Consider the following 11556-nt stretch of genomic DNA (forward strand, 5'->3'; position numbering starts at 1 on the left):
ATAACAACTCAAGAGGCTGAAAGATGAATACGCGTACCCTTGATACTGAAAATAAAAATGCGGTTTATCGTAAAGTGACCCGACGGCTGATCCCGTTTTTAATCCTGTGTTATTTCTTCGCCTATCTCGATCGGGTGAACGTGGGTTTTGCCAAACTCCATATGCAGGATGCGTTGAATCTCAGCGATACGGTTTATGGGATCGGTGCTGGTATCTTCTTTATCGGTTACTTTCTTTTTGAAGTGCCGAGTAACCTGCTAATGCAGCGTTTTGGTCCCCGTTTCTGGATTGCACGCATCATGGCAAGCTGGGCAGTTTTATCAGCATTGACGATGTTTGTTACCACACCAACCCAGTTTTACATTGTACGTTTTTTACTTGGTATCGCAGAGGCCGGTTTCTTTCCGGGGATTGTTTATTATTTAACGCTGTGGTTCCCTTCCTGGCGTTCAGCGCGCACGCTGGGGCTGTTTATTCTGGTGACGCCGCTGTCGACTATTATCGGCAGCCCGTTGTCAGGGCTAATCCTGAAAATGTTCGAAGGTGTTGGTCAACTGCACAACTGGCAATGGTTGTTCCTGGTGGAAGCAATCCCGTCATTCCTACTGGCCTTCGTCGTGCTGCGTTATCTCGATAATGACGTGAAATCGGCCAAATGGTTATCGGATGATGAGAAAGCGCTGATTGAGCAAGATCTGCATAAAGATCAGCTTGATAAAGTCGCAGCCAACGCCGGAATGCCGCAGCACAGCCTGTCTGCAATGTTCCGTAACCGCTTCGTCTGGTTGCTGGCGCTGATTTTCTTCAGTTTTAACATTGGCTATTACGGTATTAACTTCTGGCTGCCATCGATTATTAAAAGCTCCGGCGTACAGGACGATTTTGCTATCGGCCTACTGGCGGCGGTACCCTATATTTTCGGTGCGGCCTGCATGTTGTGGAACAGCCGTCACTCTGATCTGAAGCAGGAGCGTCGCTGGCACATAGCTATTCCGGCGATTATCGGTGCGATTGGTCTGACATTTAGCGCCCTGAATGAAGGCTCCACGTTCTGGATGATGGCATGGATTTGTGTCGCCATGTCCGGCACGTTATCCCTAATCCCAACCTATATCAGCCTTCCGGGGACGTTACTTTCTGGTACGGCAGCGGCTGCTGGTATCGCATTAGTCAATTCGATTGGTAATCTAGCCGGATTCTTTGGTCCAACCGTTCTCGGCTGGCTGAAAGACACCACCGGCAGCACCAGTAGCGGACTGTATATTCTGGCGGGCTTCCTTGTACTCTGCGCGCCGCTGATTTTCCTCATTCCCGGACGCTTGGTTAATCCCCGCGACCGCAAAAAAACACCAGCAGAAAACAGTGTATTAACGAAAAGAGGTCATATATGAGCAGTTGTGGCAGCGGATGCGCAGGTTGTGGTGGCGAGCACTTCAACCCGATCCTCAGCGGTGATGATGGCGCTTTAAAACGCGCCTTGTATAAATCAATGGGCCATACAGACGAACAGTTGCATCGCCCGGTGATTGCCGTCGTCAACAGCTATACCAATGCGACAGCGGGACATGCCAATCTGAATGAACTGACTGCGCATGTGCTGAAAGGCATCGATGAGGCTGGTGGCGTGGGGATGGTGTTTGGCACTATCGCTCCATGCGATGGGATTGCTGAAGGGCATCTGGGTATGCGCTATATTCTGGCGGCCCGCGAAATTATCGCCAGTTCGATCGAAGTGATGATGCGCGCTCACCGCTTCGACGGCATGGTGCTGTTGGGGTCGTGCGATAAAATCGTGCCCGCTATGCTGATGGCGGCAGCACGTCTCGATATCCCGGCTATTTTAGTAAATGGCGGGCCAATGTATCCCGCAGAATACAAAGGTAAACACTGGGACGGCAATATCGTCACCGAGGCTATTGGCTGGAAACGTCGTGGCGAAATTGATGACGCTGAATTCCGCCATATTGAAGATATTGCTGAGCCGGGCCACGGTTCCTGCACGATGTACGGTACAGCCAACACGATGTGTTGTATTGCAGAAGTATTAGGCATGAGCCTGCCAGGGAGCAGTATGCTGCCTGCGATTTCACATGAACGACGAGATTGTGCTTATGCGACTGGGGTAACGGCTGTTGATCTGGTTAAGCGTGGCGTGAACGCCCGACAAATTATTACGCGCGAATCGATCCGCAATGCGATGACTTATCTGCTGGCAACGGGAGGTTCCACTAACGCTATTTTGCATCTACAGGCTATTTATTATGAAGCCGAGTTGGGACATCTGCCCTTGGCTGAATTTGATGCTCTCAGTCACCAGGTACCGCTGGTCGCCTCGCTCTATCCGGCGTCGGAGTATGACATGATCGATTTCTGGGAAGCGGGCGGTGTCGCGGCAGTGGAAAAAGAGATCGCCAATTTACTGGATCTCAGTTGCCTGACGGTCAACGGGCAAACAAAAGGTGAATGGCTACGGGGTGTTCCCAATTCCCGCCGCCCGGAAGTTATCCATACACTGGCTATCCCGGTACGCAATGAGTCGGGGGTTGCTGTGTTACATGGCAATCTGTCACCAATGGGGTGTGTCGTGAAGCCAGCTGCAGTGCCGGACCATTTGATGGTCTTTACCGGACCTGCTGTGGTATTTAACAGCGAAGATGAGGCCGTGGAATCGATTCTCTCCGGTGATATTCAGCCGGGAAGCGTACTGGTGCTGCGCTACGAAGGACCAAAAGGCGGACCGGGTATGCCAGAGATGTATAAGCCAATGAAATTCCTCGAAGGAATGAAGCTGTCAGACTCCTGTGCGCTGATTACTGATGGACGTTTTTCCGGCTCGAATCGTGGGCTGTTTGTTGGGCATATTTCGCCAGAAGCCAGCGATGGTGGTGTTCTGGCGCTGGTCGAAAGCGGGGATTCGATCAGCATTAATATTCCTCAGCGGACATTAATGTTGAATGTGGAAGAGAGGGTCTTGAACGAACGTCAGCAACACTGCCAACTGGTCCATAAAGACGTTCCACGTGGGTTCTTACGTTTGTATCGTCGCTGGGCGCTACCGGCTGCGCAGGGGGCTGTATTGGCGGATAGGGGAGATTTGTAATGATTACGGTTGCGCGCATCCGGGGGGTTAATCCCATTGTTGCTCTGCCGTTTACACCGCAGGGTGACGTGGATTTTACGAGCTTTCGTCGTTTGTTGGCGCATCTTTCTGGCATCGGTGTTAATGGGCTCACACTGTTTGGCATTGCCAGTGAATTTCCGAAACTTGACGATAATGAACGTCAGCAATTGGCGGAAGTCTTTGTTGCTGAGTTAGCGGATAAAGGCATATTTCGCGCACTGTCGATCACCGACCATAGCACAGAAGTGGCCGTTCGCCGTGCGCGGCGCTACCAGAGTATGGGCGCTGACGCGCTAATGTTGTTGCCGCCTTTTTTCCTACAGCCATCGCTTGCCGCAGTGCAGGCGCATATTGCCGCGGTACTGGAAGCGGTCACTATTCCGGTGATGGTGCAGTACGCGCCAGGAGAAACGGGGTTCCCGGTTACACCTGCGCAATTGGCTGAGGTGGCAAAACGTTACCCACATGCGGTGTTCAAGATTGAATGTAATCCGCCGGTGAACTATACGCGTGAATTTCTGCAGCAGGCGCCAGACGCGCATGTGCTAAACGGTTATGCCGGTTTGTATATGCTGCAAATGCTGGAGTCGGGAGGAAAAGGGGTGATGCCTGGCTGCTCGTTTAGCGAAATTTATGTGCAAATCTATCGTCACTGGTTGGTGGGTGAACATCAGCAAGCGACGCAGTTACATGAGACGCTGTTACCGTATATACAACGCTGGATGCAGCACTGCGAATATATCATTCAGGTAGAAAAAACAATCTTACAGCGCAGGGGGATCATTACGGCTGATTACTGTCGCAAACCTGGCTGGTCATTGACGCAGGAGGATATCACTACTATCGATCGTTTTATTTCACAATTTAGTTTGTCGGTCTGCACTGGCTAACAATTCAACAGCCGCGCATCTGAACAGCCACGCCGAACAGATGCGCGATTCCTCAGTAACGTATGGCTCCTTTCTCTTTTCTCAGCATGAATACATCACTTTTTTGTTAATTTGTTGTTAATTTTGATGGTTTATTCCAGTTTTTTCGGGAATGTGATGCGCGATCATTTTTAACAATTACGTGACAAAATCACTATACATATAACTTAATATCTTTTATACATTAATTGTTCAACCCTGCGACTATTCCACAAAAGAGAAAGCTATATGGAACAGACACCTGATAAGAAAAACGATAATTTTCAGAACGATGGCAAAGAACAATTCAATCGCTCGATAGGTCTTATTTCAAACTTTGCGTTGGGTTTTACCTATCTGTCGCCGCTTACCGCTGTCTATTCGCTGTTTGCGCTGGCCGTAACGCTGGCGGGGCCGCCGGCAGTATGGTGGATTTTAATCGTTGCATGTGGACAACTTTTAGTGGCATTGGTGTTTGGTGAGGTCGCTTCCCAGTATCCCATAACCGGCGGGCTTTATCCTTGGGCCAGGAGGTTATGGGGCAAGAAATATGCGTGGATCGCCGCCTGGATTTACCTGTGGGCGCTGGTGGTCACCATTACGTCAATCGCGGAATATACATCAACGTTTGTAGAGTCGCTCTTTCACTATGGTCAGACGCCAGCCACGATGCTGCTGACGTCCGTTTTACTGCTGCTTTTGATGATGGCTGTTAATATGTCCGGGACTAAAAATCTGGCCCGGGTCGCAAAAATTGGCTTCTGGTGTGAAATTGTCAGCGTGATTGCGCTGGGGATTTATCTGTTGATTTTCCACCGTTCGCAGCCGTTCTCGGTCATCTTCGATTCGATGGGGGTGCTGGCTCATGATGGCAGCTATTCAACTGCATTTATGTCTGCCGCGCTGATGGGGCTGTTCATGTTCTTTGGCTTTGAGGCCTGTGGTAATGTTGCGGAAGAGGTACAAAATCCAAGTAAAAAGATCCCTGTTGCGATGATTCTAAGCATCGTATTTGGCGCGATTTCCGCGATTATTTCCGTTATGGGTTACCTGCTGGCTTCGCCAAATCTGATAAGTATCGTCAATGGCAAAACGTCCGACCCGATCCCGGCCATCCTGAATGAAGCACTTGGTGAAACCGGTGCAACTGTCTTTATCATTGTTGCGATTGTGGCGATGCTGTCGTGCATTCTGTCTCTGCAGGCTGCGTTAAGCCGTCTTATCTTTTCCTTCTCCCGCGACAAAATGCTGCCGGGCAGTGAATGGATGTCAAAAATATCTAAAAATGGTGTTCCGGATAATGCCATGGTCGTTAGCTGTCTGCTGCCCGTCATCATCTGTGTTTGGGTTTATTTCCAGCCAGACAACCTGTCGCGTATTACCGCATTTGCCGTTATCGGGATTTACATCTCGTTCCAGATGGTAGTGCTTGCCGCGCTACGCCAGCGTCTCAAAGGCTGGAAACCGGCTGGAGAGTGGACTATTGGCGGTTGGGGCGTGATTGTGAATGTGCTGGCGCTGGCCTATGGATTGTGCGGGATTTGGTTGCTGGCACAACCGGCAGACAGCAGCGACTTCATCGATCGTTGGACGGTACTGTTCGGCCTGGCGATTGTTGTTGGCTCTGGTCTAATCTATATGTTCCTGACACGACCGTTCGGACGATCTGCGGCACCGGAAAACGACGCCATTGCTTACGCTAACAAACTCAATGTGGGGCAGGATAACTAAAACTAAGGGCCCTCGGGCCCTTAGTTTTGATAGTGATAAAGGATAAAGTAGTCGCTCTGGTAAACCACGGTGCTGTGCGTGGGGGACAGCAATTCCCCCACGCGAAAACGCGGCCAACTGGAGAAGATAATCCGGTTTTCCAGATTGGTCAGAATGACATAGTCAGGGTGGGGACAGGAAAGCAGTTCGGCTTCAATCTGACTGACCAGCAGATCGACGGCGGCGACGCCAAGAAACTGCTCGTTGTAATAGACCGGCACCGCCGAGGTCAGGGTGTAAGAGATATTGCAGATATAGTCGACGTAGGGGCCGTGGATATACGCTTTTCCCTCCGGAGGTGAGTGCTTAAACCACTCGAAGGTTCTGAAATCCAGTCGTTGCTGCGTGGCCTGATCTAAATCGAGATGGGCCTGGCTCAAGCCATTATCTTTCTTATACCACCATTCCAGCAGCCAATACTCTTTTGCGGTTGCGGTGCTCTCAATATGGCTGGCGAACCCGGCCCCTGAGCAGTAATGGTTGTCACTGAGGGTGCGTTTGATGTGCTGCTGAACGGTCGATCTCACCGACGGATCGAGAACTACTTCTGCGGAGGCCTTTTGCACCCCAGAAATAGCCTCATGGATGCTCCTCGCCAGCGCAACGGTAGACTCTACGGTAGAGGCGGTAATATCATCAATCTTACGAATTAATGCGCTTAAAGATGTCGAAGAGCTCATTGTCTGTTCTGCCTTCACTGATTGTCAGTTCGCGTTATATTTCAACTTTTTTTCAATAAGGTAATAGGTAAACGTGTCGATGATCCTCGTGGCAAGCTGCACCGATTCCGCCTCGTTGTGAGCCGCTAACGCATCCGCCAGCGCTGAATAAAGCGCGATAATCTCCGCATGAACGCTGTCTATGCGATAGAGTATCGCCACCAACGATGCCCATTCTGCCTGCACCTGTAGTTCCTGGTTGGCCAGCCGCGCGGAATGCGAACTGGCGGCTATCGCCAGCAGGCAACGCATATCTGCCTGGGTCATTAGTTCAGGTGAATTTGCCTTTCTGAGCACCTCAACAAACTCGCGAAATTTGGCGATGTCCGCGCTGGTCATTCGTCTGGAAGCCAGCCTTGCGCTATGGCTAATGATGGCACAATGCATTTCACCCAGATCAGAAAGATAATCTGTGCTTATCGCTTTGAACGGATGCAGAGCGTTGTTTTTGCTATCAATCTTTTCGCAAACGAAGCTCCCGCCATTACGACCACGAACCGTATAGATTAGATTATTAGCCCGAAGCGTATTGAGCGCTTCTCTGATGGTAATATGTGAGACGCCCATCATCTTTGCCAAATCAGTTTCGTTGGGAAGTTGTTCCTTTGGCTCCAGCAACCCGGTGATAATAGCGTTTGAAAGGCGTTGCACTATCTGGTCCGAACGACTGACCTGCCCGATAGGCGCAAATATGACCGCGTGAGTAATCATAACTTTTCTGCACTCAATTCCCTGAAACAACGACCATTTCTAACACATGCCCGCCGGGCAAGGAAGGTAAGAATGGCCGAGTTACTTTACATGCCTGTACGCAACTTCACAGCACAAGCGGATGTGTGTCCCGATAACCTCATGATGAGTTGGACATAACGCGTCAGCTCACGATGAAAAGCCTTTTCCTGTAAATGTGAAATCTAAGTTAAAAATGCGAGCCCTATCATAGTGTCAATGTTGCGTATTTGAAATTTTTTTACAATATATATATTACATAAGATTCTTTATGTATTAACCGGCAGGAGAAAGGCATGAAAACCCTGAAGCATTTCATCAATGGGCAATATGTAGCAGGCAGCAGCCAAGATACCTTCGAACTGGTAAGTCCGGTCGATGGCGAAACGTACGCATTATCTCCCAACGCTAGTGCGGCAGAGGTGGAGCAGGCCTACTCGGCGGCGGAGGCGGCGTTTAGCATCTGGAGAAAATCGACGCCAGCACAGCGGCAGAAGGCACTTTTGTGCCTTGCAGATGAGATAGAGCGAAACGTTGAGCGACTGGTAAACGCGCAGAGCCAGGAAACCGGTCAGCTCCGTCATTTTATTGAGAAGGAAGAGATCGCGGCATCCTGTGATGCCATCCGCTTTTTTGCCGGCGCGGCGCGCTGTCTTGAAGGGAAGGCAGCAGGAGAATATTCCGCCGGGTTTACCTCGACTATCCGTCGTGAACCGCTGGGTATTGTTGGACAAGTGACACCGTGGAACTACCCGTTCATGATGGCAGTATGGAAGATTGCGCCAGCGCTGGCGGCAGGCAACACGGTCGTGTTAAAGCCAAGCGATACAACGCCAGCCAGCACGCTGCTGTTGGCTGAATTGGCTGCGCCGTTGTTCCCAAGAGGAGCATTTAACGTCGTGCTGGGCAAAGCCAATACTGGTTCGCTGGTGGTCTCAAACCGGAAGGCCTCGCTGGTTTCGATTACCGGTTCGGTTCGCGCGGGTCTGCAGGTTGCTGCCTCTGCAGCGGCGAATCTGACTAAAGCACATCTGGAATTGGGCGGAAAAGCGCCCGCAGTGGTGTTTGCTGATGCGGATATCGACAAAGCGATTGCGACGATTACCACGGCAGGTTTTTTCAATGCCGGACAGGACTGCACGGCGGCTACGCGTATCCTGGTCGAACAGTCCATCTACGCTGAATTTCTGGAAAAGCTGATCCAGAAAACGAAGAGTATTAAATTTGGTCCACCAGAGGATCAGGATGCGCTGTACGGCGCATTGAACAGCAGAAACCAGCTCGAGCAGGTGAAAGGCTTTATTGAGCGTTTACCGGCACATGCAATAGTTGAAACCGGTGGGCGAGCCGGGCCGGGGCCGGGTTTCTATTTTGAGCCGACGATCGTCTCCGGGTTGCATCAACATGATGAAGCAATACAACATGAATTATTTGGGCCGGTGATGGCTATTCAGTCGTTTTCAACTGATGAAGATGCGTTACTCAAGGCTAATGATGTGGAGTATGGTCTTGCTGCCAGCGTCTGGACCAGCAACCATGGTCGTGCCCAGCGTTTCAGCATTGCCCTCGATTTTGGCACGGTATGGATTAACAATCACATTCCGCTGTGCGCCGAAATGCCGCACGGGGGGTTCAAAAAATCGGGTTACGGGAAAGATCTTTCATCTTATTCACTTGATGAGTATACCCGAGTGAAACATATCATGTGTGATATCGCTGAATAGCGGTTAGCAGGAAGTTCATCAATTATTATGATTCTAAAAAACGGGATGAAGAGTTAAAGCCAGTGAGGTCGTCGGCTGTATCGCTTTATTAAGATGAAGGGATATATCTCTTATTTGGTCGTATTTAGGGCAGTGTGTAGCAATAAGGAAAAAAGTAAATGGCAATTACCAGACGTGATTTTCTGAACGGCGTCGCGGTGACTATTGCTGCGGGGCTTACTCCGCTGGAGTGGGTCAGGGCGGCAGGAAAGAGCAACGCATTTATCGATGGGAGTTATTATCCGCCGGCACTCACCGGGCTGCGGGGAAATCATCCAGGATCGTTTGAAATGGCGCATGCGCTAGGCCGCGAGCAGAAGCATTTTGATTTAAACGCTCTGCCCGTTGAGGAAGAGTACGATCTGGTGATTGTGGGGGGCGGGATTAGCGGGCTGGCTGCCGGGTGTTTCTGGCGACAACTTGCCGGGCAAAATAGCCGGGTACTGATCCTCGATAACCATGACGATTTTGGCGGGCACGCCAAACGTAATGAATTCACTCACTCGGGCAAAAAATTACTCGGTTATGGCGGCAGCGAAGCATTCCAGTCGCCCGCGCATAATTTCAGCCCTGAAGTACAAAAACTGATGGAAACCATAGGCGTCAGCGTCACGCGGTTAAAAGAGAGTTTTGACGTAAACTTCTACCCCGACTGGCAGCTCAGTCGCGGGGTTTTTTTCGATAAAAAGAATTTTGGCGAGACAAAAATCGTCAGCGGCGATCCGGGGCGCGCGGTATCAGATGATATTCCGCCGGACAGACTAAATGGCCGGAAAATTGAAGACTTTATCAATGATTTCCCACTCAGTGAGAACGACAGAAAAGCGCTGATCGACCTGCACGTGCATCCAGGCGACTATCTTCCCGGTATGACGGTCGATGAGAAAATGGCATGGCTGGATACCCACAGCTACAGTGAATTTTTGGCCACAAAAGTCGGTTTGAGCAAAATGGCGCTGCTCTATTTCCAGCAGCGTTCCAACGACTTCTTTGCCATCGGCATTGAGGGTATCTCCTGCAGCGATGCCAGGGCATGCGCATTACCCGGCATGGAAGCGCTGGGACTACCGCCGTTGGACGGAGAATCGCTGGCCGATCTCGAAGAACCGTATGTCTACCATTTCCCGGACGGTAACGCTGGCCTGGCCCGACTGCTCGTCAGGTATATGCTGCCGGATGCGCTTCCGGGTAACACGATGGAAGATTCTGTCCTCACAAGACTGCATTACGAAAAGCTGGATCTGCCGGAAAACGCCACGCGCCTGCGCCTGAACAGCACGGTGATTAATGCGGCTAATGTACAGGATGGCGTGGTGGTGACCTATCTGCGTGACGGCAAAATGCACCGTGTGCGCGGCAAAAATACCATCATGGCGGGTTATAACATGATGATCCCTTATCTGGTGCCTGAGATGCCTGAACAGCAGCAGGCGGATCTCAAACTAAACGTGAAGGCGCCGTTGGTGTATACCAACGTGGTAGTCAAGAACTGGCAGGCGTTCAAACAGCTCGGCGTACATGAATTTTATTCTCCGGCGGCACCTTACAGCCGGGTTAAGCTCGACTATCCGGTTAGCATCGGAGGGTATCAACATCCGGCCTCACCGGACGATCCGATGGTTATTCACATGGTTTATGTGCCTACCTATCCGGGCAGTAACTTGTCCGCCAGAGAGCAGTTCCGTCTGGGACGAGCCTATTTGCTGGGGACCACATTTGCGGCGCATGAGGAGATGATTCGCGCCCAGTTGCAGGAAATGTTTGGTTCGACAGGCTTTGATAATCAACGCGACATCTCCGCCATCACTGTTAACCGCTGGGCGCATGGTTATGCGTATTACGCCAACTCGTTGTTTGATGATATGGATAAAATGCCAGAAATTATCGAGCGTGCGCGTCAACCAGTGGGCCGCATTGCTATCGCCAACTCTGATTCTGACTGGAGTGCTTATGCGCACACAGCCATCGATCAGGCATGGCGTGCGGTTAACGAACTCAAGGATATGGGGTGATTTATGCGTAACGTAACCATTCTTGCCGCCTGTTTATTTACCGCCTCGGTAAGTGCTGCTGAATCTAGTGGTGAATATATCGCGCGAATTTCTGACTGCGTGGCTTGTCATACCGCAGAGGGTGGTGTTGCGATGGCGGGGGGTAAAAAGTTTCCCACGCCGGTGGGCGATATTTTTTCGACCAATATTACTCCAGACAAGACGCAGGGTATTGGTAATTATTCATACGCGGATTTTGAAAAGGCCGTACGTCAGGGAATTGCTAAAGACGGTCATCCGCTCTATCCGGCTATGCCTTATCCCTCTTATGCGAAGTTGTCTGATGAGGATGTACAGGCGCTGTATCGTTATTTTATGCATGACGTTACGCCGTCGGCACAACCCAATAAAGAGAATGCCATCCCGTGGCTGCTCTCCGCCCGCTGGCCGCTGCATATCTGGAACTGGCTGTTTACCTGGATTTGCCCCTATATTTCCAGACATCTGTTATCACTTAACCCATTACAGGCCCGCTGCCGCAGATATTCCCGTGGC

The 11556-nt window shown here is 50.8% G+C and carries 8 protein-coding genes and 1 pseudogene; 7 read left to right on the top strand and 2 right to left on the bottom strand.

All coding sequences use genetic code 11. The features are described from left to right. Positions 1 to 23 precede the first annotated feature (23 nt). The 4 genes from OGY15_RS10840 (at position 24) to OGY15_RS10855 (ending at position 5760) form a co-directional block, all read left to right on the top strand. Positions 24 to 1391 carry an MFS transporter gene (locus tag OGY15_RS10840; RefSeq protein ID WP_151225395.1) on the top strand — a complete coding sequence of 456 codons (1368 nt, stop codon included), beginning with the start codon at positions 24 to 26 and terminating at the stop codon, positions 1389 to 1391. Continuing rightward, positions 1388 to 3100 carry a dihydroxy-acid dehydratase gene (ilvD, locus tag OGY15_RS10845; RefSeq protein WP_151219056.1) on the top strand — a complete coding sequence of 571 codons (1713 nt, stop codon included), beginning with the start codon at positions 1388 to 1390 and terminating at the stop codon, positions 3098 to 3100. Before OGY15_RS10840 ends, ilvD begins: the two co-directional genes overlap by 4 nt. After that, a complete protein-coding gene (locus OGY15_RS10850) occupies positions 3100 to 4011 on the top strand; it encodes a dihydrodipicolinate synthase family protein (RefSeq protein WP_151225396.1) in 912 nt (303 codons plus the stop codon). The genes ilvD and OGY15_RS10850 overlap by 1 nt, the downstream gene beginning before the upstream one ends. A 267-nt stretch (positions 4012 to 4278) precedes the next feature. Beyond that, complete coding sequence (locus OGY15_RS10855; protein ID WP_151219058.1) at positions 4279 to 5760, top strand: APC family permease; 1482 nt, start codon at positions 4279 to 4281, stop codon at positions 5758 to 5760. A gap of 20 nt (positions 5761 to 5780) precedes the next feature. On the opposite strand, the gene OGY15_RS10860 is transcribed toward OGY15_RS10855, so the two are convergent. Both OGY15_RS10860 and OGY15_RS10865 read right to left on the bottom strand, forming a co-directional pair. Then, complete coding sequence (locus OGY15_RS10860; RefSeq protein WP_151219059.1) at positions 5781 to 6479, bottom strand: cache domain-containing protein; 699 nt, start codon at positions 6477 to 6479, stop codon at positions 5781 to 5783. Positions 6480 to 6503: 24 nt separating this feature from the next. Beyond that, positions 6504 to 7229 (bottom strand): FadR/GntR family transcriptional regulator, encoded by a 726-nt coding sequence (locus tag OGY15_RS10865; protein WP_151219060.1) that lies wholly within the window; start codon positions 7227 to 7229, stop codon positions 6504 to 6506. A 314-nt stretch (positions 7230 to 7543) separates the two neighbouring features. Between OGY15_RS10865 and OGY15_RS10870 the strand changes: the two genes are divergently transcribed. From OGY15_RS10870 to OGY15_RS10880, 3 genes and pseudogenes are all read left to right on the top strand, one after another. After that, the gene (locus OGY15_RS10870) at positions 7544 to 8971 is read left to right on the top strand and encodes a gamma-aminobutyraldehyde dehydrogenase (protein ID WP_151219061.1); all 1428 of its coding nucleotides are present in this window, start codon (positions 7544 to 7546) and stop codon (positions 8969 to 8971) included. Positions 8972 to 9129: 158 nt separating this feature from the next. Continuing rightward, complete coding sequence (locus OGY15_RS10875; RefSeq protein ID WP_151219062.1) at positions 9130 to 11022, top strand: NAD(P)-binding protein; 1893 nt, start codon at positions 9130 to 9132, stop codon at positions 11020 to 11022. Between the two features lie 3 nt (positions 11023 to 11025). Then, positions 11026 to 11478, top strand: a pseudogene (locus tag OGY15_RS10880) (c-type cytochrome); the annotation flags it as partial. Between the last annotated feature and the right edge of the window lie 78 nt (positions 11479 to 11556).

It is taken from the genome of Citrobacter sp. Cu231, assembly GCF_030332265.1.
GTDB lineage: Bacteria > Pseudomonadota > Gammaproteobacteria > Enterobacterales > Enterobacteriaceae > Citrobacter > Citrobacter meridianamericanus.

Excerpts from the sequence above, each read along its gene's own strand:
- OGY15_RS10870 (WP_151219061.1), top strand. The coding sequence starts at position 7,544 with ATGAAAACCCTGAAGCATTTCATCAATGGGCAATATGTAGCAGGCAGC.
- OGY15_RS10840 (WP_151225395.1), top strand. The coding sequence starts at position 24 with ATGAATACGCGTACCCTTGATACTGAAAATAAAAATGCGGTTTATCGT.
- OGY15_RS10850 (WP_151225396.1), top strand. The coding sequence starts at position 3,100 with ATGATTACGGTTGCGCGCATCCGGGGGGTTAATCCCATTGTTGCTCTG.
- OGY15_RS10875 (WP_151219062.1), top strand. The coding sequence starts at position 9,130 with ATGGCAATTACCAGACGTGATTTTCTGAACGGCGTCGCGGTGACTATT.
- OGY15_RS10855 (WP_151219058.1), top strand. The coding sequence starts at position 4,279 with ATGGAACAGACACCTGATAAGAAAAACGATAATTTTCAGAACGATGGC.
- OGY15_RS10860 (WP_151219059.1), bottom strand. The coding sequence starts at position 6,479 with ATGAGCTCTTCGACATCTTTAAGCGCATTAATTCGTAAGATTGATGAT.
- ilvD (WP_151219056.1), top strand. The coding sequence starts at position 1,388 with ATGAGCAGTTGTGGCAGCGGATGCGCAGGTTGTGGTGGCGAGCACTTC.
- OGY15_RS10865 (WP_151219060.1), bottom strand. The coding sequence starts at position 7,229 with ATGATTACTCACGCGGTCATATTTGCGCCTATCGGGCAGGTCAGTCGT.